A 24,959-nucleotide genomic window follows, 5' to 3' on the forward strand; every position below is an offset into this window, starting at 1 on the left:
GTGCGCGTCATCGCCGGCCAGTGGCGCGGCCGTCCGCTCGTCGCCCCCAAGGGCCAGGCGACCCGCCCCACCGCCGACCGCACGCGGGAAGCGCTCTTCTCCATGCTCACCGCCCGCCTCGGCGGCTTCGAGGGCCTCGCCGTCGGCGATTTCTTCGCCGGCTCCGGCGCGCTGGGCATCGAGGCGCTCTCGCGCGGCGCGGCGTCCTGCCTCTTCGTCGAACAGGACCGCGCCGCCCTCGACGCGCTCCGCGCCAACCTCGACAAGCTCGGCGCGAAAGCCGACATCCGCGCCGCCTCCGTCCTGGCGCTCGGCCCGGCCCGCGCGCCCCTCGACCTCATCCTGATGGACCCGCCCTACGGCACCGGCGCGGGCCTCGTCGCGCTCGACAAGCTGTCGCGCCTCGGCTGGACCGGCCCCGCCACCTGGGTCAGCCTGGAGACCGCCCGCGACGAAGCTGTCGAGGTCGCAGGTTTCCAGGTCGATGCCGAGCGCGTCCACGGCAAGGCCAAGATCACCTTGCTCCACCCCGCCTGACCCCGCTACGCGCGGCGAAACTTCGAGGAGCCTCCCCATGCGCCCCAGCGGCCGCGCGCCCGACCAGATGCGCCCCATCACCATCGAGCCCAACTTCACCCGCCACGCCGAAGGTGCGGTGCTGATCGGCTTCGGCGACACCAAGGTGCTCGTCACCGCGTCGGTCGAGGAGAAGGTGCCGCCCTTCCTCCGCGGCAAGGGCGAGGGCTGGGTCACCGCCGAATACGGCATGCTCCCGCGCGCCACACACACCCGCGGCAGCCGCGAGGCCGCCAAAGGCAAGCAGTCCGGCCGCACCCAAGAAATCCAGCGGCTCATCGGCCGTAGCTTGCGCATCGTCACAGACCTCAAGCTGCTCGGCGAGCGCCAGATCACGCTCGACTGCGACGTGATCCAGGCCGACGGCGGCACGCGCACCGCCGCCATCTCCGGCGCCTGGGTCGCGCTCCGGCTGGCGGTGAACAAGCTCATGGCCGACGGCAAGCTCGCGCAAGACCCCATCCGCCAGAAGGTCGCCGCCGTCTCCTGCGGCATCTACGAAGGCACGCCCGTCCTCGACCTCGACTATCCGGAAGATTCGAGCTGCCACGCCGACGGCAACTTCGTGCTCCTCGAGAACGGCCATATCGCCGAGGTCCAGGCGACCGCCGAGGGCGCGACATACGACGAGGAGGAGCTGCTCCGCCTGCTTCGCCTGGCGCGCATCGGCTGCACCGATATCTTCGCCGCCCAGGCGCGGGCCATCGCATGAGCCTCGACCTCCCCGGACCGCAAGCCGTCCGCAAGCTCCAACCCGGCCGGCTCGTCATTGCCAGCCACAACCCCGGCAAGGTGCGCGAGATCAGGGCGCTGCTCGGCCCCTACGGCGTCGAGCCCGTCTCGGCCGCAGAACTCGATCTGCCCGAGCCCGAGGAGACGGGTACGACCTTCGTCGCCAACGCCGAACTCAAGGCGCGACAGGCCGCGGACCTGTCCGGCCTCCCCGCGCTCGCCGACGACAGCGGCCTGTGCGTCGAGGCGCTGGGCGGCGACCCCGGCATCTTCTCCGCGCGCTGGGCTGGCGAGAACAAGGACTTTGCCGAAGCCATGCGCCGCGTACACGCCGCGCTGGAGGCCGCCGGCCCCGACGCGCCCCGCGACGCGCACTTCATCTGCGCGCTCGCGCTCGCCTGGCCCGACGGTCACGTCGAATGGTTCGAGGGCCGCGTCGACGGCACCCTCGTCTGGCCGCCCCGCGGCGACAAGGGGTTCGGCTACGACCCCATGTTCCAGATGGAAGGCATGGGGCGGACCTTCGGCGAGATCGACCCCGACAACAAGCACGGCATCAGCCACCGCGCGAAGGCGTTCGAGCAGCTGGTGAAGGCGGTGTTCTGACGGGCGAATATAGGCGAGGTCCTTCCTTCACCACCAACCGTCACCCCGGACTTGTTCCGGGGTCCATCGTCGTCCGGGCGAAGCGCCTGACGATTGTAGCACGGACGGCCGTGCACACCCGCGATTGTCGCACGCGCTCACCGATGGACCCCGGAACAAGTCCGGGGTGATGAAGCAAGGCAAGCTTCCTCACGCCAACGCCGCCCGTACCTCCCCCTCGCTCAATCCGAACTCCTCGATCGCGTACCGATGCCCCCCGCGCCCCTCCCGGGCCGCGCGCGCGAGGTAGCGCCGCATCCGCCGCTCCACCTTAGGCGTCAGCTCCAGCCCGATCACCGCGTAGACCCGCCGCATCTCCCCCGACCAATCCCGGTTCATGTTGTCGAACGCGACCTCCACCACCGGCACCTCCGGCCGAGCCGCGAGAGCCGCCTCGACGCGCTCGCGCCGCAACCGCACCTTCCCCAACCACTCCCGCCCGATCCACGCGTCGTCGACCGCGTCCGACTGCACCCGCATCTGGTTGCGCACCAGTGACGCCGCCGACGCGACCGTCGCCACCGGATCGCGCTCCACACGCACCAGCCGCGCGTCGGGGAACGTCTCCAGCACGCTCGCCAGGTCCTGCGTCAGCTGCGGCACTTTGACGACCCAGGGCCGGTGCTCCCGCCCACCTCGCAACCACGCGATCGTCTGCAGCAACCGCTTGAACTCGGCGTAGACCGGCCGCGTGTCCCTTCCCTCGCACCAGCGCGCGAAGCCCGGCACGCGCCACTGCGCCTCGAACGTGGCACCGTACGTAGCCAGGCTGAACAGCCCGATCTCCTCGTCCGGCGCGCCGGCGCTCGTCGGGTGGATGACCGAGAACTCCGGGTTGAGCGCCCGCATCACGCCCAAGGTCGCCGCCGCCCGCAACCGCCGCGCGCGCCCCACCGGGCACCAGCTCTCATAGTGCCGCGTCCAGCTCAGCCGCGGGTCGCACGCCAGCAGCCGCTGCATCCGCGTCGTCCCCGACCGCATCTGCCCGAGCACCAGCACCGGCCGCGCTACGGGCACGTCGGCGATTTCCGGATGCTCCGCCCATAGCCGATGCGCGAGCATCCGGTTCCTGAGCGCCGCCACCAACTGCCCGCAAGCCATCGTCTTGCCCAGCGCGCTCAGCCGCGCCTCACCGCTCAACAGGTCCGCGCACAGCACGTCTAAATTGACCCGCCACACGCCCGGATCGCCCAGCTCGCCGCCGGGCACACGTTTCCGCGCTTCCGCCACCAGCGCATCCGGCGACAGGTCAGGCACCGGCGACCAGCCCTTCGCCCAGGACCGCTCCAGCGCCCGATTCGCCCAGGCGATCCGCCGGCGCGCAGGCATCTGCAGCGTATGTGCGGCCGGAACGTCGAGCATCATCCTCCCCCTAACCCATTGATCCTCCTATGGTGCCGGACGCCCTCCGCCTAGCCCGACAATTTGCGATTGCGTCGCAACAACAAGCAGCTTAGTTGCGACCCGTTCGCAATTCCGGAGTGCCCTCTTGCTCGCCCTGACGCTCGCCCTGATCGCCGCCGACCCCGTGCCCGAAGCGCCCGCGGCCGAACCGGTGCAGGCCGATGTCGTTGTCACCGGCGAACGGATCGCGCGCACCGTGTCCGAGACGCCCACCAGCGTCCTCGTCTTCACCGACGAGCAGCTGCGCGAGCTCGGCGGCGCGGACCGAGTCGAGGACGTGCTCCAGCTTACCCCTAACGTCACGGTCGGCGCGGGCGACAGCGGCCCCGCCATCCGCGGCCAGGACTCGACGGGCGTGCTCGTCGGCGCCGACGCCTTCCTCGGCGGCTCGCGCCCGCGCGCCACTGTCTCGCTCGACGGCCGCCCGCTCTCGTACAACGAGTTCATCTACGGCCTGAACGGCATTTGGGACGTCGAGCGTGTCGAGGTGTTCCGCGGCCCGCAGACGACCGCGCAGGGCCGCAACTCCATCGCCGGCGCGATCTTCATTGAAACCGCGGACCCGAGCTTCGACACGCAGGCCGCCGCGCGGCTCCTCGTCGGCAATGGCTCGACCGAGCAATATTCGGCCGCACTCTCCGGCGCGCTCGTCCCCGACCAGCTCGCCGCGCGCGTCGCCTTCGACCGCCGCGACGCGACCAGCTTCGTGCGCAAGCCCAACGTTGCCGCCGCCGACATCGGCGTCGATCCGCGCAAAGACGACTTCACCGTCGCCCGCGCCAAGCTGCTCGCCACGCCTGCCTTCCTCCCCGGCCTGCGCGCGCTCCTCACCTACCAGCACACGCAAGCGACCGCGCTTCAAGGCGAGGCGGTCGACGGCCCGGACGAGGACCGGATCGACGCCGGCCGGACCGGCGCGCTGTTCGGGACGAACGTCGACAGCCTCGTGCTCGACATCGACCAGGACTTCGGCGGCGGACTCGTCTGGGCCAACCGCCTCACCTACGCCGACATCCGCACTCGCCGCTTCACGCTGCCCGGCAACGGCGTTGCCGGCGTCCAGACGGACGAGGTCTCGCTCGAGTCGACGCTCCGCTTCGGGGGCACGGACGCGCGCGTCTCGGGCCTCCTCGGCGGCTACCTGTTCGACTCGCGCCAGGACGAAGAGATCGACCTCACCGCCTTTTTGGCGCTCGGCGCGTTCCGCGACGAACAGGTCAGTCGCGCCGTGTTCGGCGAAGCGACGCTCCGGGCCACAGACCGCCTGAGCGTCACGCTGGGCGGCCGCTACCAGTACGACCGCCAGGACCGCGACGGCGCGCTCGGCCCGTTCGTCGTCGATTACGACCGCAGCTTCGACGCCTTCCTGCCCCGCGCCAGCGTCGCCTATGAGCTCGCGGCCGACACGCGCGTCGGCCTGCTCGTCGCGCGCGGCTACAACCCCGGCGGCACCACCATCTCGTTCGACACCGGCGAGCAGGACGTGTTCGACGCCGAGAAGCTCTACAATTACGAGCTCTTCTTCCGCGGCCGCACCCCCGACGGCCGCCTGTCGCTCAACGCCAACGCCTTCTTCACCGACTACGAGGACGCGCAGCGTCCGACCACCACCGTCGGCCCGTCCGGCCTGATCCAGACCGTGTTCGACAATGCGGAGGACGCCCGCGCCTACGGCCTGGAGCTCGAGCTCGCCTACCGCGCCTCGCCCGCGCTCTCGTTCCGCGGCGGCTTGGGGCTCCTCGAGACGGATCTGCGCCGCTTTTCCGTCTCGAACGCGGGCGTCGAGGGCAACGAATTCCAGCGCTCGCCGGGCCTGAGCGGCTTCCTGGCGGTCAACTGGACGCCGATCGACCGCCTCACGCTCGACGCGCAAGGGCGCTACACCGACGGCTACTTCAACGACGACGCCAACTCGCCCGAGCTCCGCTCCGGCAAGCTCGCCACCGTCGACGCGCAGGCGAGCTACCAGTACGGCCCCGTCCGCCTGTTCGGCTTTGTCCGCAACCTGTTCGACGGCTTCCAGGCGACGCAGATCTACTACCAGGGCTTCGGCACCGTGAACGAGCCGCGCCGCTACGGTGTCGGGCTGGAGGCGCGCCTCTGATGTCCGCGCGACGGCTCCTGGCCAAGCTCCACAGCTGGGTGGGCGCCGTCGTCGCGCTGTTCCTCGTGGCCATCAGCCTGTCGGGCGCGGCGCTCGCCTTCGACGCCGAGCTGTTTCGGCTGCAATACCCCTACCTCGCCAGCACCGACCCCGCGCGCGCTGCTAACGCCCCGCCCCAGGTCGACGCCATGCTCGGCGCCGCCCGCGCCGGCTACGGCCGCGAGTTCGAGCCGATGGGCCTGTTCATGCCGAACAGCCGCGTCGAGGTCGACACCGCCATGTTCTACGGCCTCCGCCCCGGCGGCACCGGCCTGGAGGACACGGTGATGATCGTCGTCGATCCGGCCACGAACCGCTACCGAGGCGACTTCATCCTCGACCATGCCTGGGGCCACCAGCTCATCCACTTCCACCACGAGCTGTTCGCGGGTGAGATCGCCGCCGCCTTCGTCGCCGTTCTCGGCATCCTCCTCGCCGCCTTCGCGCTCACCGGGCTTTACCTCTGGTGGCCCCGCCACGGCCCCGTCCGCCGCAAAGCGCGCGTCCCGCACCTGAGCGGCCGGCCGCTCGGGCGCTGGTATCGCGTCCACAGCTGGATCGGCTTCTGGACCGCGATCCCCGTCCTCGTCTTCGGCCTGACCGGCACCGCCGTATCCCGCCCCGACTGGTTCGGCGGCCTGCTCGCGAAGCTGCCCTATGAGACTCCCGCCGAGCTCGCTCCCGCCTTCGCCCGCACCTGTCAGGGCCAAGTCACGCCCGACCAGGCGATCGCGATCGCCCAGGCCGCACTCCCCGGCCAGCGCCTAGCCACCGTCGGCTTCGCGCACGGGAACGAGCCCTATCGCCTCACCTTCAAGAGCGGCTCGCCGCTCGACCACATTGAAGGCGATACCGTCGCCTTCGTGCACGCCACCTGCCCCGGCGTCGTCCGCACCGCTCAGGCGACGGGCGCGCGCGGCGTGCTCGGCCAGCTCATGTTCTCGCTCCACTCCGGCCGCAGCTTCGGCCCCGTGCTCGGCGACCTGCTCGTCCTGATCGGCGGCCTGGCGAGCGCGCTCCTCGCCGGCTCCGGCCTCTACGTCTTCGTCGCCCGCCACTTGACCAGGCGCAAGCGCGCCCGCGAACCCGCCTGGATCGCCCACCCGGCGGAGTAGCCGGTCAATACTCGCCCGACGATATGTCCCGTATCTCCGCGATCCGGTCCGAGTAGGCCTGCGCCACGCATCCCGCGCTGTCGCAACGGTCGCGGAAGCTCAGGAACCGGTCGCGACTGCGCCGCAACGCCCGCCGCGTCTCCGGGTCCGCCTCGGCCAGCGCCGCGTAGAATTCCGAGCTCATCGCCCGATCCGCCCGCGCCAGCCCCGGATCGGCGCACACCATCCGCTCCACCCGGCTCCGCGCATAAGAGCAGTTGAAGCTGGGCCGCGTCGTCGCCCGAGGCCGCTCCGCCACCTCCACCGCGGGCCCGGTCGCGGGCGGCGACGGGCGCGGCCTGGGCGGAGGCGGCGCGGGCCGCGCGACTTGCGTGGGTCTGGGGGCGGGCGCGGGCCGACGGACGACCTGCGTCGGCCTAGGCGCGGGAGCCGGCGCGGCCGCCGGCGGCGCGGGCCTTGGCGCAGGCGCGGCCGCGGGCGGCGCGGGGGTCGGTTCCGGCGCGGGCGGCGGCTCCGTCACGTCCGCGCTCGCCACCGCCGTCGGCTCCGCTGGAGGCAGCCCCGGCCGTCCCGCGGGCAGGTCGAACGCCGCCAGCCGATAGATGATCGGGTCCGCGCCCTGCATCTGGTACACCAGCCCGCTGCCGTCCACCGCCTCCTGCGCGGCGTATTCCACGTCCGCCTCCAGCCGGCGGTCGCCGTCGAACACGTCCTCCGCGCCGGGCGGCAGCTCCAGGATCAGTCGACCGGAGCAGACCGTCACGTTCAGCTCCTCGTCGCGCCGCTTGGCGACCGGGTCCTCCATCCGGATAACGGACGCCGCCGCGAGCTTCGCCAGCGCCTCCGACTCGCCGCGCCTGACCTTCACCGCCTCGTCGAACGCCAGCGCCTTCAGCCGCTCATACGTCTCCTGCGACCCGCACGCTTTCTTGAGCCGCCGGGCGTTCGCCAACTCCTCGGCCTTCGCTTTCTTATCCGCGGCCGGGTTGTTCGGCTCCGTCATCCCGCACGCGGCGAGGCTGAGGCAAAGCGACAAGGTCAGTACACGCACGCGAAACGCTCCCAAGCAGTTCCGCGCGCCCAACGCGCATCGCCGCCCGCGGGTCCTAATCGACCTGCCACTCTTGCCTGGTGATCAGCGGCACGCGCACCGCCCGGCCGTCCGGCTCGCGCGCCGGCTCGTAGCGCATGCGCAGCTCCATCGCGCGGCAGGCGTTCGCGTCCAGCTCCGGCCAGCCGCTCGACTCGACCACGCGGCATCCCGTCAGCCGCCCGTCCGTCTCGACGATGAAGCGCATCTCGACCGCGTACAGCCCTTCGCGCCACCTGAGCGCTTCCGGCAGCACCGCGTTGCTCAGCCGTCCGCTCCGCCAGCGCGGTGGCGACAGCTCGCCCTCATATCCTCCGCCGTCGCCGTCCCCCTCGCCCCCACCACCGAAGCCGTCGCCCCGCCCGCCCGCGCCCGTCCCCGGCCCGACCCTGTCCGCCGCCCCCGCCGTCGCTTGGCTGCCGACATGCGCGACGGGCGCGGTGACGATCAGCGGCGGCACGGGGAGCGGCACCACCGGCACGGGCGCCACCACCTGCGTCGCTCGGGATCGAATGTTGGGAGGCGCCGCCCGCCCCTCCGGCCGCTTCGACCGCACGGTCGGCAGCACGACGGGCTCTTGCGGAGGCGGCGGCGGCGGCGCGATGTCGAATGCCGCCATCGCCTCCTCGGCCCCGCGCGGGAAGCTCACGCCGAGGCCGGTGATCAACGCCCAGCCTAGCCCCGCGACCAGCACGGCCGACAGCAGCCCTGACGCGACCCGCTCGCGTGGGTCCGCGCGCATCACCTCACCCGAACAGCGCCCGGATCGCCGGATCGCGCACCGCGGCCGGGTTCGCCCGGATTTTCGCCTCCTCCCGCCCGATCGCGCGGAAGATGCTTAGCGAAGCCAGCCTGGACAGGTCGCGCGCCAGCACGCGGTAGTCCACCCCCGTCCGCGCCGCGACCGCCGCCGACGCGATCTCCGCCAGGTCGGACGACAGCCCCGTCGAGAACTCCGGATACATCGCCTCGATCAGCTGATTGCCCACTTCAGCTGCCAGCAGGTCCGTCGCCGCCGTCGGCCCGCCCCGCACGATGCTGAGCGCGTCCGCGAAGCTCATCCGCCGGATCGCGTCCGTCACGATCGGCGCGGCGCGGTCCGCCGCGTCCACCGCCACCTCGTTCAACGCGATCGCCACCTGCCGCCGCACCGCGCCCGTCCTGAGGATCGCGCCCAGCACGTCCGTCGACCCCGGCTGCGCCACCGGCGGATCGATCCGCAGGAGCTGGTCGTCGTAGAACCCGCCCGGCCGCAACAGCCGCGCGAACGCGCGCTGCGACGACAGCTCGAGCAGGCGACGCACGCCCTCCTCGATCGAGTAGGTCCCGACGGGACCGGTGCAGGCCGCGATCGGCCAAGCGAGCGCGGCGGACAGGATGTGACGGCGGTTCAGGCTCATACGCGGATACTCCCAGGTTCCGCCTGAACAACGCGTGACCCGCCCCCGCTCTCCCGTCAGGCGGCCCGGAGGTGGTCGAGGAACGCCATGCTCGCCGAACGCAGCGCGTCGCTCTGCCCTGCGAGCTGCCCCGCCAATCCGCGCAGCTGCTCGCTCAAGGTGCCCGCCTGGCGCGCGCTCGCGGCCACCGTCGCGATCTCCTCGCGCACATAGGCGGTGTCCTGCGCCGCGCTCGCCGCGTTGCGCTCGATGTTGCGGGCGGACGCGTGCTGCTGTTCGACGGCGGCGGCGATCTCCACCGCCTGGCCCGCGACTTCGACGACGTGCGCGTTCACCTCGCCCATCGCGTCCACCGCGACGCCGATCCGCCCGTCGATCTTGCCCACCGTCGCCGCGACGGAGCTGATCGCCGCCTGCGCTCCACCCGCCAACGTCTTCACCTCCTTGGCGACCACCGCGAAGCCCAGGCCGGCCTCGCCCGCCCGGCTCGCCTCGATCGTGGCGTTGAGCGCGAGCAGGTTGGTGCTCGCGGCGATCTCGCGGATCGTGTCCACGATGGCGGTCACGTCCGTCGTCTCCGCAGCGAGCTCCGTCATGCTCTGGTTGCCCTCACGCGTCCGGCTGCTCGCCACGTCGGCGGCCTCGACCTGTCGCCCGGCCAGCGCGCCGATGCCGGCCGCCGCGCCGCTCAGCTCGCGGATCTCGTCGGCCACCGCCGCCGCCGCCGCGGTCGCGCTGTCCGCCCGGTGGCTCAGCTCGACCGCCTTGCGGCTGGTCGTCGCCCCGATCGCCTCCAAAGCGGCCGTGGAGCGCGCCAGCTGCTCGGCCGCCTCGCCGAGCGCCTGGACGGCTCCGCCCACCGATCCCTCGAAGCGCTCGGCCAGCGCCACCATCTCGGCGCGACGCCGCGCGGCTTCGCGCTCGCGCCCGGCGGCCGCGGCCTGCTCATGGAGCCGCTCCTGCTCCGCGCGCAGCTCCGCCGCACGCCGCTCGGCCGCCGCCCGCGCCTTTTCCGCCTCCGCCTGATCCCTGAGCGACACCGCCAGCCGGTGCGCCGCGTTCACCCGCCGCCCGAACTCGCGCGCCTGCTCCAGCACCAGCGCCGCCAGCATGCCCCCGAAGCCCAGGATCGCCGCGTAGAAGACCACGGGCGCGTTCGGCGTGCCCACGCGCACCATCAACACGCCGCCTACCGTCACCGGGGCGAGGTACCACAACGCCGCCCTCGGCAGCGCCGCCAGGCTGAAGCTTCCGATCGCCATCGCGCCGATCGTGACGCAGGACACGAACGGCATCATCTCCACCGACGCCGCCCCCGCGCAGAGCACCACCACCGCCGCCCAGGCGCCGCCGATCAGCAGCGAGAACCACCCCAAGGCGCGCGCCGCGCTCCGGTCCGAGGAGTAACGCCCGAGCGACAAGGTGCTGAACGGCTGGAACAGCGTCGCCGCCACGGACAACGCGAACAGCGCAGCGCTAGCCGCCGCGATCGCCGGCCAGCCAGGCAGCCCATAGGTCGCGAACGCCGCGATGCCGGCGGTGGCGATGTTCGCCGGCTGCAGCTTCTGCGCCGCCCGCCCCGCCTCCTCGACCTGCGCGGTCAGGCGCGCGCGCGCCGAAGCGGAGTTCTTGCGCGGCGCCACCCGCGCCAGCAGTCGAAGAGTACGGATTCGCATGTTCAAGGCAGGACCGCCCCAGGAGAATGGAGCCGGCACGATACTCATCAATGGTTAAGGCCTTGCGTACCTTGATCACCTTTTGGGCTAATCAAGAACCCGCATGATCGGCCGCTCACCTTGCCGGAGGCGGCCCCTACCGTATATACCTGTATACACATTTGGAGCGCGACATGGGCGTCCACGAGACGAAAACCTTCAAAAGCGGCAACAGCGAGGCGGTACGGCTCCCCAAGGAGTTCGCCTTCGGCCCGGGCACGCCCGTCCGCCTCGAGCGGGACGGTGACGCCGTCGTGATCCGCCCGGTGCCGGTGGAGGATCCGGAGGAGGCGCGTCGTACGCTTAAACGGCTGATCGCCGACCTGAACGCGATCGGTCGTCCTGGCGTGGTTCAGAAACGCGAGCCTATCGAGTTTCCCAACCGCCCTGGACTATCCTGACGCTTGCGTTTCCTGCTCGACACCAGCGCTGCGATCATCTTGCGCGACTCCGTATCGGAGGCAGATCGCCGCTTGACGGAGCTGGCCAGCATTCCCGCGCTTTCCATCATCACTCAGATCGAGCTGGAGGGCGGCGTCGTCGCCGAACCGCTTCTGGCGGCGAAGCGGCGCATGCTGCTCGACGCTATGCTGCTCCAATTCCCGGTGCTCGACTTCGACGCCGACTGCGCGGCGGCTTATCGCGAGATCGTCGAGGCGCGGGGCTACTCGCGGCCTAAAGTGGTCGACAGGATGGTGGCGGCTACAGCGCTAAGGTACGGGCTGACCGTGGTCACCGCGAACGCCCGCGACTTTCGCGACGTCCCCGGCCTGGCGTTGGAAGTCTGGCCCTCGGCCTAACCCTCGTCCCCCATCCTGAGCGCCGCGATGAACGCCTCCTGCGGGATCTGCACGCTCCCATACTCCCGCATCTTCAGCTTGCCCTTTTTCTGCTTTTCCAAGAGCTTGCGCTTGCGCGTGATGTCGCCGCCATAGCATTTGGCGGTCACGTCTTTCCTGAGCGCCGCGATCGTCTCGCGCGCGATCACCTTGCCGCCGATCGCCGCCTGGATCGGGATCTTGAACAGGTGCCTGGGGATCAGCTCCTTCAGCCGCTCGCACATGCCGCGCCCGCGCGTCTCCGCGGTGCCGCGGTGGACGATCATGGAAAGCGCGTCGACCGGCTCCTCGTTGACCAGGATGCTCATCTTCACGAGGTCGCCCTCGCGATAGCCGATCTGGTGGTAGTCGAACGACGCGTAGCCGCGGCTGATGCTCTTTAGCCGGTCGTAGAAGTCGAACACCACCTCGTTCAGCGGCAGCTCGTACGTCGCCTGCGCGCGCCCGCCGACATAGGTCAGGTTCTTCTGCACGCCACGACGGTCCTGGCACAGCTTCAGCACGGAGCCGAGATACTCGTCGGGCACGTAGATCGTCGCCTCGATCCACGGTTCCGAGATGCTCTCGATCTTGTTCGGCTCCGGCATGTCGGCCGGGTTGTGCAGCTCGATATAACCGCCCCCGTGCGTCAGCTCGATCTGGTACACCACGCTCGGCGCGGTGGTGATGAGGTCGAGGTCGTACTCGCGCGTCAGCCGCTCCTGGATGATCTCCAGGTGGAGCAGGCCTAAGAACCCGCACCGGAACCCGAAGCCCAGCGCGGCGCTCGTCTCCATCTCGAACGAGAAGCTCGCGTCGTTCAACCTGAGCTTGCCGATCGACTCGCGCAGCTTCTCGAAATCAGCGGCGTCCACGGGGAACAGCCCGCAGAACACCACCGGCTGCACCTCCTTGAACCCCGGCAGCGCTTCGCGGGCCGGCTTCTTCGCGTCGGTCAGCGTGTCGCCGACGCGCGCCTGCTGCACTTCCTTGATCTGCGCGGTGATGAAGCCGATCTCGCCCGGCCCGAGCTCCGTCAGCTGCTCGATCTTGGGCCGGAAGCAGCCCACGCGGTCGACCAGATGCTCGGTCCCCGCCTGCATGAAGCGGACGTTCTGCCCCTTCCGGAGCGTCCCGTCGATTACGCGCACCAGGATGACGACGCCCAGATACGGGTCATACCACGAGTCCACCAGCATCGCCTTGAGCGGCGCCGAAGCGTCGCCCTTGGGTGCCGGGATGCGCTCCACGATCGCGTCCAGCACCTCCGTGATACCGATCCCCGACTTGGCCGACGAGAGCACCGCGTGAGACGCGTCGAGCCCGATCACCTCCTCGATCTCCGCCTTCACCTTGTCGGGCTCGGCGGCGGGCAGGTCGATCTTGTTGATCACGGGCACGATCTCGTGGTCGTGCTCGATCGACTGGTACACGTTGGCGAGCGTCTGCGCCTCCACGCCCTGCGCCGCGTCGACAACCAAGAGCGCGCCCTCACACGCCGCCAGGCTCCGCGAGACTTCGTAGGCGAAGTCGACATGGCCCGGCGTGTCCATCAGGTTCAGGACATGGCCCTTATAGTCGAGGCGCACCGTCTGCGCCTTGATCGTGATGCCGCGCTCGCGCTCGATCTCCATGTTGTCCAGCACCTGCGCCGACATCTCGCGTTCCGACAGCCCTCCGGTGACCTGGATCAACCGGTCGGCGAGCGTCGACTTGCCGTGGTCGATATGCGCGATGATGCTGAAATTACGGATGCGGTCCAAAGGCGTCGTCATGATCGGCCGCGCCTAGCCCAGAGCGCGGCTCCATGCTAGGGACACGCCTCGACAGGGTCGCATGCATCACCCGCAGACCGGACGCCGGCGCGGGCCCGATCGAAAAGGGGATCGATCATGCGTCTCGCCTACCTCGCCCTCGCCGCCACGCTCGCCCTGGCCCCCGCCGCCCACGCCCAGAACCGCGGTTCCGGCGCGCACCAGCAGCAGATGCGCGGCGAGGCGCAGATCCCGCGCTGCGCCAAGCGGCTCGGCAGCGTGGCGATCGTCGAGCCCGACAACCAATGGTGGCGCGAGTTCAACCTCGGCAGCCCGGAGGCGATCCTCCGCGTGTTCATCCAGCAGTCCGGCTGCTTCACCATCGTCAACCGCGGCCGCGCCATGGCGAGCCGCAACATGGAGCGCGCGATGGCCGACGCGGGCGAGCTCCAGGCGAACTCGAACCTCGGCCGCGGCCAGGTCCGCGCCGCCGACTATTTCCTCCAGCCGGACATCGTCACCGCCAACCGCAACTCGGGCGGCGGCGGGCTCGGCGGCGCGCTGGGCAGCGTGGGCGGACTGTTCGGCCGCGGCGGCGCGCTGATCGGCGGCATCGCCGGCGGCATCAACGTCAAGAAGGGCGAGGCCCGCACCACCCTCTCGCTCGTCAACGCCCGCACGACGGAGGAGGAAGCCATGACGCAGGGCTACGCCCGCAAGTCGGACGTCAGCTTCGGCGGCGGCGCGGGCGGCCTGTTCAGCGGCGGCGGCTTCGCCGCGGCCGGCGGCTACGGTTACCAAGATACCGCCATCGGCCAGATCATCGTGCTCTCCTACCTGGACGCCTACACCAAGCTCGTCTCCGAACTGGGCGGACTACCCACCAACGCGGCGGCGGCCGCGCCCCGCGCGCAGTAGCCCGCGCGACGCTCGTCGCTCGTTCGTCGCTTCGCCGCCGCCCGGTCGCTCCGACCGGGCGACGCCGCCGGACATGCGGCATAGCGCCCCCCGTCACGGCCGCCGCCTCCCGGCGCGCCGCAGAAAGGGGAACCACCATGCGCCAGATCCTGCTCGCCACCGCCGCCCTCGCCACGCTCGCGGCCGCCACGCCCGCCTCCGCCAAGGAGAAGGGCTCGTCCGCCCATCAGGAGCAGATGCGGGGCGAGGCCGCCATTCCGCGCTGCGCCAAGAAGCTCGGCACCGTCGCCATCGTTGAGCCGGACAACCAGTGGTGGCGCGAGCTCAACCTCGGCTCGCCGGAATCGATCCTGCGCATCTTCATCCAGCAGTCCGGCTGCTTCTCGATCGTCAACCGCGGCCGCGCGCTGGGCAGCCGCAACCTCGAGCGCGCCATGGCCGACGCCGGCGAGCTCCAGGCCAATTCGAACCTCGGCGCGGGACAGGTGAAGGCGGCCGACTATTTCCTCCAGCCCGACATCGTCACCGCCAACCAGAACTCGGGCGGCGGCGGGCTCGGCGGCGTGCTGGGCGGGCTGGGCGGCATGTTCGGCCGCGCCGGCTATGTCGCGGGCTCGATCGCCGGCGGCATTAACGTCAAGAAGGGCGAGGCGCGCACCACCCTCTCGCTCGTCAACGCCCGCACCACCGAGGAGCAGGCGATGACCCAAGGCTACGCCCGCAAGAAGGACACCAGCTTCAACATCGGCGCCAGCTTCTGGGGCGGCGGCGGCTGGGGCGGCGCAGACGTCGGCGGCTACCAGAACACCGCGATCGGCCAGATCATCGTGCTGAGCTACCTCGACGCCTACACCAAGCTGGTGACCGAACTAGGCGGCCTCCCCGAAAACGCCTCCGCGGCCGCCCCCACGGCGGTACGCTAACCTGTTGAATTCCTCCCCCGCTTATAGCGGGGGAGGGGGACCAGCGAAGCTGGTGGAGGGGGAACAACGGGATGCGGCATCGCCCCGCACCCCCTCCACCACGCCCTAAGGGCGCGGTCCCCCTCCCCCGCAACTGCGTTGCGGGGGAGGAATTTACGTATATCCACCCGCACGATAGCATCCCCGCTCCTTCCCCGGAGCCCGCCCGATGCGCCCCACCCTCCTCGTCGCCCTCCTCCTGCTCGCCACCCCGGCGACCGCCCAAACCCTCCTCATCGGCAACAAGGGCGAGGACAGCTTGAGCTTCGTCGACCTCGCCACCGGCCGCGAGATGCGCCGCGTCAAGACGGGCGAAGCACCTCATGAGATCGCCACCTCCCCCGACGGCCGCCAAGCCGCGGTCGTCAACTATGGCGGCCAAACGATCGAGATCTACGCTCTCCCCTCCGCCCAACGCATCCGCACCATCGACCTCGGCGCGAACGCCCGCCCGCACGGCCTGCTCTGGCTCGCCGACGGCCGCCTCGTCGCCACGGCGGAGGGCCGCGACGCGCTGATGCTGGTCGACGGCGCCACCGCGACGCCAAGCGTGGCTGAGATCGCCACCGGAGCGGAGGGCCCGCACATGGTCGCCGTCTCGCCCGACGGCCGCCGCGCTTATGTCGCCAACATGGGCTCGGGGACCGTCGGCGTGTTCGACCTCTCCACCCGCGCCAAGCTCCGCGACCTGCCCGCCGGCAAACAGCCGGAGGGCATCGCGCTCAGCGCCGACGGTCGTCGCCTCTGGGTCGCCGACCGCTCGGGCGACACCGTCCGCGTATTCGACACGGCGAGCTTCGCCGAGGTCGCCGGCGCCCCCACGGGCAAGACGCCCATCCGCGTCGCGCTCACGCCCGACGGCCGCCACGCCGTCACTTCCGACTTCGGCGCGGGCACGCTCAGCGTCTTCGACACCGCGACCGCGAAGCCGCTGCGCACGATCCGCGTCGGCGCGCCCGACTTCCAGCAGGTGACCACCATCTTCTCGAGCGACGGCCGCAGCGTCTACGTCGCGGAAACCGGCATCGACCGCATCGCGGAGGTCGACTTCGCGACCGGCCGCGTCCTCGGCCGCCTGCCCGCGGGCGACCAGGGCGACGGCCTCGCGATCAGCCCGGTGTCGATGCGCTGACCCCGCCCTTCCCAAACCCGTTCGTTTCGAGCTCAGTCGAGAAACGCTCCGCGCACCAGCCCGGTTTGGCGGCAAGCCGCGGGACGCCCGCCGCCGCCCGCCTGCTTAGTATCGACGGACCACGATGGAGCTCCCCATGCCCTTTCAGATCCGCGGCCTCGACCCCGCTCCCTTCCTCCCGCTTTACGGCCTATCCGATACGGCGCTCGCCGCCCGCAACGCCCGCCGGGTCGTCGCCGACGCCGCGCCCGGCTATCCCGACCGCATCGAGCTGCGCGACGCCCGCCCCGGCGAGACGCTGCTGCTCGCGCATTACGAGCACCACCCGCACCGCACGCCTTTCCGCGCCAGCCACGCCGTCTTCGTGCTCGAGGGCGCGACCGAGCCCGCGACGTTCGTCGATAAAGTACCGGAGCCGCTTCGTATCCGCCCCATCTCGCTCCGCGCCTTCGATCGCGCGCACGACATGATCGACGCCGACCTGATCGACGGCGCCGACCTCGTCCCGCTTATCGAGCGCTTCCTGGCCCGCCCGGAAGTCGCCTACCTCCACGCCCATTATGCCAAGCGCGGCTGTTTCGCCGCCCTGATCGAGCGGGCGTGACGCGGGACGGTTCAGCCCGCCGCAACGCGTGCTACACTAGCGGCCCAGAGCGATGCCGACCGCGTCCGACCCTTTGCTCCACCGCGACAAGCTCCGCGCCGGCGCGGCGGCGGTCGCGTTGCAGCTCGCACTCGGCTACGCGATCCTGACCGGCCTCGGCCTCGGCGTCGAGCTCGCCCGCCGCCCCGAACGGCCACTCAGCATCTTCACGCTTCCCCCGCCCGCCGCTCCGCGCGAGGAGCCTCCTCCCCCGCCCGAGCCCGCGGACCGGCCGCGCGAGGAGGAGGGTCGCGCCGCGCCGCCCAACCTGCGCGCGACGCCCAAGCCGATCGTAGCACCCGTCCCCATCGTCCAGCCCCCGCCACCACCGGTCCTCGCCGCGCCGGTCGCCTCCACCGGCGACGCGCCCGCCGCCGGCGCCGCCGAGGTGCGCGGACCCGGCACCGGCGCGGGCGGGATCGGCGACGGGCTGGGCTCGGGCGGCCGCGGCGACGGCACGGGCGGCGGCGGAACGGGGACGGGCACGCCGTCCCGCCACATCGCCGGCCGCATCCGTGATCGCGACTATCCGGACGCCGCCCGCCGCACGGGCGCGCAGGGCTCGGTCATCGTCGACATCCACATCGACGCGCGCGGCCGCGTCGCGCGCTGCGGCGTCTATCGCTCCAGCGGCAGCCCCGAGCTGGACGAGGGCACCTGCCGCCTCATCGCCAAGCGCTTCCGCTACGAACCCGCCCGTAACGCCCTCGGACAGCCGATCGCCGACCACCGCCGCTGGAAGCAGGATTGGTGGCGCGACCTGTCCTACACGGCGCAGGCTCGCTAGCCTCGGGCTCGCTCTTTCACATCGTCGAACTCTCGAGTCCCGAGGACGCCGCGACGCACGTCCCCGCGCCGAAAACATGCCGAAAGTGAGCGGAAGGTGCCGTGAAACCGGCCCTTTCGCCCGATTCGCGACACGCTTTTCACGCTGTTCAACTTCCCATCACAACGACTTACGGCCGGACAGGCACCCGAAACTCGCCGTGAAGCGCGTAACCTTCGCGCACTTCCCTCCCCCGGACCCGCCCGCTAGCATCGCCACACAATAGGGGAGAGGTCGCATGCGCCACATCGCGGTGATCGGTTCCGGCCCGGCGGGCTACTACACGGCCGAGGCGGCGCAGAAGAAATGGGGCGACGGCGTCCGCGTCGACATCGTCGACCGCCTTCCCGTCCCCTTCGGCCTGATCCGCTCCGGCGTCGCGCCCGACCACCAGTCGATCAAGGGCGTGTCCCGCCGCTACGAGGCGACGGCGCTCTCCGACAATGTCCGCTTCGTCGGCAACGTCACGGTCGGCCGCGACGTGACCGTGCCCGAGCTCCAGGCGCTCTACGACGCGGTCGTCTTCGCCACCGGCGCACCCGCCGACCGGCCGCTGGGCGTCCCCGGCGAGGACCTGCCCGGCGTGATCGGCTCCGCCGCGTTCGTCGGCTGGTACAACGGCCACCCCGACCATGCCGAGCTGGCGCCTGCGCTCCACGGCCCCGGCGCGGTGATCGTCGGCGCGGGCAACGTCGCGCTCGATGTCGCGCGCATCCTCGCCAAGTCGGCGGACGAGTTCGCCGGCTCCGACATCGTCGCCCACGCGCTCGACCATCTGGCGCGCGCAGGCATCGACACGATCACGATCCTCGCCCGCCGCGGCCCCCACCAGATCGCGATGACGCCCAAGGAGTTGGGCGAGCTAGGCCACCTCTCCCGCGCCGCGCCGGTCGTCGACCCCGCCGACCTACCCTCGCCCGAGGAGGACGCCGCGCTCGAACCCGGCCTGCGCAAGTCGGTCGCGATCCTGCGCGACTTCGCGGGCCGCCCGGCCGACAAGCCGATCCGCATCGTCTTCGACTTCTTCGCCGTCCCCGTCCGCGTCGAGGGCGACGGCCGCGCCGACCGCGTGGTCGTCGAGCGCACCCGCCTCGACGACGAGGGCCGCGCGGTCGGCACCGGCGAGACCTACCCCGTCCCCGCCGGCCTCGTCGTCAGCTGCATCGGCTATCGCACCCCGCCCATCGACGGCGTGCCCTACGACGCCAAGCTCGGCCGCTTCGCCAACGAGGACGGCCGCATGGGCCCCGGCCTATACGCCGTCGGCTGGGCGCGCCGCGGTCCTACTGGCACGATCGGCACCAACCGCCCCGACGGCTTCGCGATCGTCGACCTGATCGACGCCGACACCCCCACCGAGTCGGGCAAGCGCGGCCGCCCCGGCCTCGATGACCTGCTCGGCGAGCGCGGCGTGGACGTGGTCACCTTCCGCGACTGGCAGGGCATCGATCAAGCGGAGGTCTCCGCCGCCCGCGCCGGCTCGCCGCGCGAGAAGTTCGTCACGCTCGACACCCTCCTCGCCGCCCGCCGTTGACGCTTGCGTGCGCCGAGGGTGCTGGCTATAGGCGCGCCTCCAAGCGCACCGGTCGGCTCCCGAAAGCATAACGACCGGACTCCGTCGGGGAGTAGCTCAGCCTGGTAGAGCACTGTCTTCGGGAGGCAGGGGCCGGAGGTTCGAATCCTCTCTCCCCGACCACTTCTCCGTTCTGATCTAACGACTTAGGTCCGCTCCGGACCGAGGCTCAGCGCGTTCGTCGCGCCGTGCGCCGCCTTCGTCGCACCGCCGTCGTGCCCGCCGACGCGGACGACGGCTTCGGCGCAAAGTCCAGGCCGTCGCTCCGGATTCGCCTCTACCCGCCCTCCCGCAATCCAAAGGGAGAACAAGCGTGGCGATCTTCAACGGCACCGACAACAACGACGAGATCAACGGCACCGACGCCAAGGACTCCATCTACGCGCGCAGCGGCGCCGACCTGATCGATGCGGGCGGCGGCGACGACTATGTGAGCGCCGGCTGGGGCGACGACACCGTCGACGGCGGCGACGGCGCCGACGATATCCGCGCCGAGCTGGGCGACGACCTGGTCGACGCCGGCGGCGGCGACGACCGCGTGGAGACCGGCGGCGGCAGCGACACGGTCCTGGGCGGCGCGGGCCACGACGTCATCTGGGGCCAGGGCGGCGTGCTGCGGATCGACGCGGGCGTGGGCGACGACAACGTCCACATCCATGGCGGCGTCTACGAGCAGCTCCAGGGCGGCGACGGCGTCGACACCATCACCGTGATCTCCGGAACGGTCAGCCGCTTCACCAAGGCCGAGAACGGCTTCGAGCGCTACGGCACCAACAACGGCGCCGGCATGAACGGCACCGTCGGCGGCGACCACATCGACTTCGAGGGCATCGAGGCGCTCGCCGGCGTCGGCGGCATCAACTTCGACTATTCGAACGGGGCCGCCGGCCAGGGCGACTTCCTGCGCGGGACGCACAAGAACGACACCATCGACATGGGCGCCGGCGACGACACCGTCCATGGCGGCGACGGGAACGACTTCGTCGATTCGGCGGACGGGAACGACACGGTCTACGGCGGTTCCGGGAACGACACGATCTGGTCTTATGGGGGCGTCGACGTCCTAGACGGCGGCGCGGGCGACGACCGGCTAGAGGGCGGTCTCGGCGACGACACCACCTATGGCGGCGACGGGAACGATACGATCACCGACGGCTACGGCCTGAACGTGATCGAGGGCGGCGCGGGCGACGACAGCATCCAAGCCTATGACGACGGCGGCTCGATCGACGCCGGCTCGGGCGACGACAAGGTCTGGGTCGGCTCGGCCGCGAACGGCTATCTCAAGCTTCAGGGCGGCGACGGCGTCGACACGATCGTGCTCAGCGGGACCAGGCTCCACAGCTTCTCCGCCCAGGGCAACGGGTTCGAAAAGCTGATCCTGACCGGCAATGCGTTCGGCACGGCGGCGAACGACTCGGTCGATCTGCTCAGCCTGACGAACGGCAATACGGGCCCGAACTGGGTGGCGTTCAAGGCCGGCGACGGCAACGACACGTTCAGCGGCACGGAGGGCAACGACAATCTCGACGGCGACGCGGGCGACGACCTGATCGAAGGCGGCGCGGGCGGCGACTGGATCAACGGCGGCACGGGGCTCGACATCGTCAGCTACCGGCGCGCGGGCGCGGCGGTCACCGTCGACCTCTCCAAGGTCGATCAGTATCAGGACACGGGCGGCGCGGGCGTGGACCGCATCTACAACGTCGAAGGCCTGGAAGGCTCGGCCTTCGCCGACACGCTGACCGGCCGCGAGACGCACGACGTGCTGCGGGGCGGCGCGGGCGACGATACGCTACGCGGCGGCTTCGGCGGCGACACGATTGAGGGCGGCGCGGGCGACGACCACATCTACGCCGGCGGCCGCGGTAAGGCCGTGCTCACCGGCGAGGAGCAGCCCAGCTACGCGGTCGAGCATCTGCGCGGCGGCGAAGGCGCGGACACCTACCACTTCAACGGCATGAGCGACCTGGGCCTCTCGTACCGGACGATCAAATATGGCGGTCCGGGCGGCAATGTCGGCTACATCACGCAATATTACGGCGGCTGGGCCGGAACGATCGAGTTCAATCACGCCGAGGGCGACCGCATCGACATCGGCGCCATTCCGCTCGGCGAGATCGCGACGGGCGATCAAGATTTCACGAGCGGCTATCGTCTGAATGCGGATGGCACGACATCGCTGCTGTTCGCCGGCGAGGACCTGGACGGTTCGGGTCGTGGAGTCGCCTCCTGGATCATCGAGGGCCTGTACGACTTTACCAGGGAGGCGGCTTCCGGCTTCTATGTCGGATTGGCGCGCCAGAACGGTGGTGACGGGAACGACCACCTGACGGGCAGCGCCTATCGCGACTCGCTGCGCGGCCATGGCGGCGACGACCTGCTCGACGGCGCGGCCGGCGACGACTGGCTCGACGGCGGTGACGGCGAAGACACCGCCAGCTACGCCAGCGCAGATAGCGCCGTCTCCGTCCGGCTCGATGTCCAAGGTGTGGATCAGGACACGCTTGGTGCGGGTGTCGACCGCCTGTCCGCCATCGAGAATCTCCGCGGCTCGACTCACGCGGATACGCTCCGCGGCGACGCGGGCGCGAACCGGATCGACGGCGGCGACGGCGCGGACACGATCATCGGTGGGCACGGGTACGACGTGCTCGTCGGCGGGGCGGGTGCGGACGTCTACCGCTACGAGAGCGAAGCCGACATGACGCCGATCGACGTCGCTTATGAGCAGTCGGAACGCGTCGACCTGCAGGAGGACGATCGCATCGACCTGACCGGCCTCGGCGCGTTCACCTTCGTCGGCGACGGGCCGTACGGCGACGCCGGTCGGCCGGAGGTGGCGGTACACTACACCGACCGCTTCACCGTGATCGAGTTCGATCGGGACGGCGACGGGCGCCACAATGCCAAGATCGTCATTGAGGGCCGTGTCGACCTGGTCGAGGTCGCGCCGGGCATGCTGGCCAAGCGTGCCGAGAGCGTGATCCAGGGTGACGAGCGCGCCAATCGGCTGACCGGCACGGCCGCGACCGACCTGATCGAGGGCCGCGGCGGCAACGACACGATCCAAGGCATGGGGGGTCTCGACAAGCTGTCCGGCGGTGCGGGCAATGATCGCCTGGCCGGGGGCGACGACGCGGATACGCTGAGCGGCGACGCGGGCACTGATTTTCTCTACGGCGAGGTGGGCGACGACGTGCTGAACGGCGGCGACGGCGACGACCAACTGGACGGGGGTATCGGCAGGGACAGTCTGGTCGGCGGCGCCGGAAACGACACCTACCACGTCGACCAAATAGGCGAATACGTCGTCGAGGAGGCCAATGGCGGCGTCGACACCGTCAACTCGGCGGTGAACCACGGCCTCGCAGCCCATGTCGAGAACCTCGTGCTCGTCGCAGGCGCTCATCGCGGCGTCGGCAACGATCTGGCGAACCGCATGACGGGCAACGAGGGCACGAACGCGCTCTACGGCCATGGCGGCAACGACGTGCTGCTCGGAGGCGCGGGGCTCGACCTGCTCGACGGCGGCGCCGGTGCCGATCAGCTTCGCGGCGGCGCCGACTTCGACGAGATCCTCGGCGGCGACGGGAACGATAAACTTTATGGCGAGGACGGCGACGACCTGATGCAGGGCGACGCCGGCGCCGATTACCTCGACGGCGGCGTGGGCGACGATCGGATGGACGGCGGTGCCGACGCCGACGAGCTGCGCGGCGGCGCGGGCCTGGACGAGATGCACGGCGGCCAGGGCAGCGACAAGCTGTACGGCGGCGATGGTGCCGACCGGCTGTTCGGCGGCGATGCGGTCGATCTCCTCGACGGCGGTGTCGGCGCCGACACGATGGAGGGCGACTTGGGCAATGACGTGTACGTCGTCGATGACGCCGGGGACACAGTGTCGGAAGCGGCGGACGAGGGCACGGATACGGTCCGCTCCTCGATCGACCACAAGCTCGCCGACAATGTCGAACGCTTGGAACTGGGCGGAACAGCCGACCTGACGGGTCAGGGCAACAACCTCGCCAACAGCCTCGTCGGAAACGCGGGCAGCAACTACCTGTACGGCTTCGACGGTGCCGACGCGCTCTCCGGCGGCGCCGGCAACGACTTCCTCGCCGGCGGTGCGGGCGTCGACACGATGACGGGCGGCTCCGGCGACGACAGGTACAGCGTAGACGATGTGAAGGACGTCGTCGTCGAAGCCGCAGACGGCGGCTTCGACCAGGTCTCGACGTTCGGCAGCTATCGCCTGAGCGCGAACGTCGAACGGCTGTCGCTGCTCGGCACGGCGGATGCGGACGGGTTCGGCGAGGCTGGCCGCAACGAGCTGTTCGGCAACGCCGGCGCGAATCGGCTGTCGGGCGGCGGGGGCGACGACGTGCTCAGCGGCAACGCCGGAGACGACGTGCTGAGCGGCGATGCGGGTTCGGATTGGCTGTACGGCGGAGCGGGATCCGACCGCTTCCTGTTCGCCTCGGTCGGCGACACGGGAGGCGACCGGATCGGGGATTTCGCGGCCGGCGACCTGATCGACCTGTCGGCTATGGACGCCAACTCCCTCGTGGCCGGTAACCAGGCGTTCCGGATCGTGGAAGGCGAGTTCTCGGGATCGGGCGGTGAGATCCGCGTGTTCGCGGCGGCGGACGGCCGTCACGAGATCGTCGCGGACGTCAACGGCGACAAGGCGGCCGATTTCTTCCTCTATGTCACGTCGGACCACACGCTGACGACGGCCGATTTCCTGCTCTAAGCGGGGATCGCCGCGGTGCGGGCCGTCGCTCGGGCGTCCTCAGGACGTCCGGGCGGCGGCCTCGTCATATCCGACCATCCGCAGGAAGTTGCGCGTGCCCCGCTCGACGCGGAAGCGGATGGTGGCGTCGTCCACGTGCGTGATGATCCCGAACTCCGTCTCCTTTTCCAGAAAGCCGCGCCAGAGCGAGAGAAGGTCGGCGGCGCTCAGCAGCGGATCGTCGATGCGGATCTCGCCGCGTTCCGCCGCGGCCTCCAGCACCCCCGCGATGCGCGCGCGGCAATGGCCGGGACCGGCGTGGAAGAAGCGCCGCGCCATTCCGGGCGACTGCGCCAGGTCGTGCGCGAGCATGCGGTCGAGCGCGACGTGCGTCGGGCTGAACAGGAAGCGCAGCAGCACGTAGCCGAACGCGTTGAGCTGCTGGGGCAGCGAACCGTCGCCCTCCGGCTCCTCGTCGAGCTGGGCGATCATGGTCGCCATCTCAGCCTTCACCGCGGCCTCGAACAACGCCTCCTTGTCCTCGAAACGCTTATAGACGGTGACCTTGGATACCCCTGCGCGGGCGGCGATGTCCTCGATCGTCGAGGCGGCGAGGCCCCGTTCGAAGAAGCTGTCGCGCGCGGCCCTCAGAATCGCCGCGTCTTTGGTGCGGTCGGGGCGGCGGCCGCCCGAAATCTGACGGACCTTACCCATAGGGCAGCAACGACGCCCTAAACTGTACGCTTGCGTTCATGAACGCGATCGTACATTAAGCGTG

The 24,959-nt window shown here is 70.7% G+C and carries 21 protein-coding genes and 1 tRNA gene; 15 read left to right on the top strand and 7 right to left on the bottom strand.

Going from position 1 to position 24,959, the window contains the following annotated elements; genetic code table 11:
• Genes rsmD through rdgB form a run of 3 tightly spaced genes read left to right on the top strand, consistent with a single transcriptional unit; the run spans position 1 to position 1,914 of the window.
• Positions 1-537: a 16S rRNA (guanine(966)-N(2))-methyltransferase RsmD gene (gene rsmD / locus CKY28_RS03915; protein WP_095997044.1), complete on the top strand. Its 537-nt coding sequence runs from the start codon at positions 1-3 to the stop codon at positions 535-537.
• A 37-nt stretch (positions 538-574) separates the two neighbouring features.
• Positions 575-1,288, top strand: coding sequence for a ribonuclease PH (rph, locus tag CKY28_RS03920; protein ID WP_095997045.1), 714 nt, complete (start codon positions 575-577; stop codon positions 1,286-1,288).
• Positions 1,285-1,914, top strand: coding sequence for an RdgB/HAM1 family non-canonical purine NTP pyrophosphatase (rdgB, locus tag CKY28_RS03925; protein WP_095997046.1), 630 nt, complete (start codon positions 1,285-1,287; stop codon positions 1,912-1,914). The genes rph and rdgB overlap by 4 nt, the downstream gene beginning before the upstream one ends.
• Before the next feature lie 189 nt (positions 1,915-2,103).
• Here the strand turns inward: rdgB and CKY28_RS03930 are convergent, their stop codons facing one another.
• Entirely contained in the window at positions 2,104-3,318 is a 1,215-nt protein-coding gene (locus CKY28_RS03930; protein WP_095997047.1) for a sulfotransferase family protein, read from the bottom strand.
• Between the two features lie 124 nt (positions 3,319-3,442).
• Between CKY28_RS03930 and CKY28_RS03935 the strand changes: the two genes are divergently transcribed.
• Positions 3,443-5,461, top strand: a complete 2,019-nt coding sequence (locus tag CKY28_RS03935) for a TonB-dependent receptor (protein WP_095997048.1) — start codon at positions 3,443-3,445, stop codon at positions 5,459-5,461.
• Positions 5,461-6,615, top strand: a complete 1,155-nt coding sequence (locus tag CKY28_RS03940) for a PepSY-associated TM helix domain-containing protein (protein ID WP_095997049.1) — start codon at positions 5,461-5,463, stop codon at positions 6,613-6,615. The genes CKY28_RS03935 and CKY28_RS03940 overlap by 1 nt, the downstream gene beginning before the upstream one ends.
• Before the next feature lie 4 nt (positions 6,616-6,619).
• Here the strand turns inward: CKY28_RS03940 and CKY28_RS18520 are convergent, their stop codons facing one another.
• The 4 genes from CKY28_RS18520 to CKY28_RS03960 are packed head-to-tail and all read right to left on the bottom strand — an operon-like array spanning position 6,620 to position 10,781.
• On the bottom strand, positions 6,620-7,666 hold the full coding sequence (locus CKY28_RS18520) for a lysozyme inhibitor LprI family protein (RefSeq protein WP_176472947.1): 1,047 nt from the start codon (positions 7,664-7,666) through the stop codon (positions 6,620-6,622).
• Between the two features lie 55 nt (positions 7,667-7,721).
• Positions 7,722-8,447: an energy transducer TonB gene (locus CKY28_RS19245; protein WP_281253205.1), complete on the bottom strand. Its 726-nt coding sequence runs from the start codon at positions 8,445-8,447 to the stop codon at positions 7,722-7,724.
• A 4-nt stretch (positions 8,448-8,451) separates the two neighbouring features.
• Positions 8,452-9,105, bottom strand: a complete 654-nt coding sequence (locus CKY28_RS03955) for a DUF4197 domain-containing protein (RefSeq protein ID WP_095997050.1) — start codon at positions 9,103-9,105, stop codon at positions 8,452-8,454.
• Positions 9,106-9,161: 56 nt separating this feature from the next.
• On the bottom strand, positions 9,162-10,781 hold the full coding sequence (locus CKY28_RS03960) for a methyl-accepting chemotaxis protein (protein ID WP_141243841.1): 1,620 nt from the start codon (positions 10,779-10,781) through the stop codon (positions 9,162-9,164).
• Between the two features lie 173 nt (positions 10,782-10,954).
• Between CKY28_RS03960 and CKY28_RS03965 the strand changes: the two genes are divergently transcribed.
• Positions 10,955-11,221: an antitoxin gene (locus tag CKY28_RS03965; protein ID WP_141243842.1), complete on the top strand. Its 267-nt coding sequence runs from the start codon at positions 10,955-10,957 to the stop codon at positions 11,219-11,221.
• A 3-nt stretch (positions 11,222-11,224) separates the two neighbouring features.
• The gene (locus tag CKY28_RS03970) at positions 11,225-11,620 is read left to right on the top strand and encodes a PIN domain-containing protein (protein WP_095997053.1); all 396 of its coding nucleotides are present in this window, start codon (positions 11,225-11,227) and stop codon (positions 11,618-11,620) included.
• Here CKY28_RS03970 and lepA read toward each other — a convergent pair.
• Positions 11,617-13,413 (bottom strand): translation elongation factor 4, encoded by a 1,797-nt coding sequence (lepA, locus tag CKY28_RS03975; RefSeq protein ID WP_095997054.1) that lies wholly within the window; start codon positions 13,411-13,413, stop codon positions 11,617-11,619. The genes CKY28_RS03970 and lepA overlap by 4 nt on opposite strands.
• Before the next feature lie 117 nt (positions 13,414-13,530).
• Here lepA and CKY28_RS03980 point away from each other — a divergent pair, with 117 nt between their 5' ends.
• The 8 genes from CKY28_RS03980 (at position 13,531) to CKY28_RS04015 (ending at position 24,202) form a co-directional block, all read left to right on the top strand.
• A complete protein-coding gene (locus CKY28_RS03980; protein WP_095997055.1) occupies positions 13,531-14,310 on the top strand; it encodes a CsgG/HfaB family protein in 780 nt (259 codons plus the stop codon).
• A 137-nt stretch (positions 14,311-14,447) separates the two neighbouring features.
• Positions 14,448-15,233, top strand: a complete 786-nt coding sequence (locus CKY28_RS03985) for a CsgG/HfaB family protein (RefSeq protein ID WP_095997056.1) — start codon at positions 14,448-14,450, stop codon at positions 15,231-15,233.
• 208 nt (positions 15,234-15,441) lie between these two features.
• On the top strand, positions 15,442-16,404 hold the full coding sequence (locus tag CKY28_RS03990) for a YncE family protein (RefSeq protein WP_095997057.1): 963 nt from the start codon (positions 15,442-15,444) through the stop codon (positions 16,402-16,404).
• A 136-nt stretch (positions 16,405-16,540) separates the two neighbouring features.
• Positions 16,541-17,008, top strand: coding sequence for a DUF1203 domain-containing protein (locus CKY28_RS03995; RefSeq protein WP_095997619.1), 468 nt, complete (start codon positions 16,541-16,543; stop codon positions 17,006-17,008).
• A gap of 52 nt (positions 17,009-17,060) precedes the next feature.
• Complete coding sequence (locus tag CKY28_RS04000; RefSeq protein ID WP_095997058.1) at positions 17,061-17,834, top strand: energy transducer TonB; 774 nt, start codon at positions 17,061-17,063, stop codon at positions 17,832-17,834.
• Between the two features lie 277 nt (positions 17,835-18,111).
• Positions 18,112-19,407 carry an FAD-dependent oxidoreductase gene (locus CKY28_RS04005; RefSeq protein WP_095997059.1) on the top strand — a complete coding sequence of 432 codons (1,296 nt, stop codon included), beginning with the start codon at positions 18,112-18,114 and terminating at the stop codon, positions 19,405-19,407.
• Between the two features lie 85 nt (positions 19,408-19,492).
• Positions 19,493-19,569: transfer RNA gene (locus tag CKY28_RS04010), tRNA-Pro, on the top strand.
• 190 nt (positions 19,570-19,759) lie between these two features.
• Complete coding sequence (locus CKY28_RS04015; protein ID WP_095997060.1) at positions 19,760-24,202, top strand: calcium-binding protein; 4,443 nt, start codon at positions 19,760-19,762, stop codon at positions 24,200-24,202.
• Between the two features lie 39 nt (positions 24,203-24,241).
• Here the strand turns inward: CKY28_RS04015 and CKY28_RS04020 are convergent, their stop codons facing one another.
• The gene (locus tag CKY28_RS04020; protein ID WP_095997061.1) at positions 24,242-24,895 is read right to left on the bottom strand and encodes a TetR/AcrR family transcriptional regulator; all 654 of its coding nucleotides are present in this window, start codon (positions 24,893-24,895) and stop codon (positions 24,242-24,244) included.
• Between the last annotated feature and the right edge of the window lie 64 nt (positions 24,896-24,959).

Origin of the sequence: Sphingomonas lenta (genome assembly GCF_002288825.1) — a bacterium.
Taxonomy (GTDB): domain Bacteria; phylum Pseudomonadota; class Alphaproteobacteria; order Sphingomonadales; family Sphingomonadaceae; genus Sphingomonas; species Sphingomonas lenta.

Bases quoted from the DNA above. Each gene is read 5' to 3' on its own strand.
- rph (WP_095997045.1), top strand. From the start codon at position 575: ATGCGCCCCAGCGGCCGCGCGCCCGACCAGATGCGCCCCATCACCATC.
- rdgB (WP_095997046.1), top strand. From the start codon at position 1,285: ATGAGCCTCGACCTCCCCGGACCGCAAGCCGTCCGCAAGCTCCAACCC.
- CKY28_RS03930 (WP_095997047.1), bottom strand. From the start codon at position 3,318: ATGATGCTCGACGTTCCGGCCGCACATACGCTGCAGATGCCTGCGCGC.
- CKY28_RS03940 (WP_095997049.1), top strand. From the start codon at position 5,461: ATGTCCGCGCGACGGCTCCTGGCCAAGCTCCACAGCTGGGTGGGCGCC.
- CKY28_RS19245 (WP_281253205.1), bottom strand. From the start codon at position 8,447: ATGCGCGCGGACCCACGCGAGCGGGTCGCGTCAGGGCTGCTGTCGGCC.
- CKY28_RS03955 (WP_095997050.1), bottom strand. From the start codon at position 9,105: ATGAGCCTGAACCGCCGTCACATCCTGTCCGCCGCGCTCGCTTGGCCG.
- CKY28_RS03960 (WP_141243841.1), bottom strand. From the start codon at position 10,781: ATGCGAATCCGTACTCTTCGACTGCTGGCGCGGGTGGCGCCGCGCAAG.
- CKY28_RS03965 (WP_141243842.1), top strand. From the start codon at position 10,955: ATGGGCGTCCACGAGACGAAAACCTTCAAAAGCGGCAACAGCGAGGCG.
- lepA (WP_095997054.1), bottom strand. From the start codon at position 13,413: ATGACGACGCCTTTGGACCGCATCCGTAATTTCAGCATCATCGCGCAT.
- CKY28_RS03980 (WP_095997055.1), top strand. From the start codon at position 13,531: ATGCGTCTCGCCTACCTCGCCCTCGCCGCCACGCTCGCCCTGGCCCCC.
- CKY28_RS03985 (WP_095997056.1), top strand. From the start codon at position 14,448: ATGCGCCAGATCCTGCTCGCCACCGCCGCCCTCGCCACGCTCGCGGCC.
- CKY28_RS03990 (WP_095997057.1), top strand. From the start codon at position 15,442: ATGCGCCCCACCCTCCTCGTCGCCCTCCTCCTGCTCGCCACCCCGGCG.
- CKY28_RS03995 (WP_095997619.1), top strand. From the start codon at position 16,541: ATGCCCTTTCAGATCCGCGGCCTCGACCCCGCTCCCTTCCTCCCGCTT.
- CKY28_RS04000 (WP_095997058.1), top strand. From the start codon at position 17,061: ATGCCGACCGCGTCCGACCCTTTGCTCCACCGCGACAAGCTCCGCGCC.
- CKY28_RS04005 (WP_095997059.1), top strand. From the start codon at position 18,112: ATGCGCCACATCGCGGTGATCGGTTCCGGCCCGGCGGGCTACTACACG.
- CKY28_RS04020 (WP_095997061.1), bottom strand. From the start codon at position 24,895: ATGGGTAAGGTCCGTCAGATTTCGGGCGGCCGCCGCCCCGACCGCACC.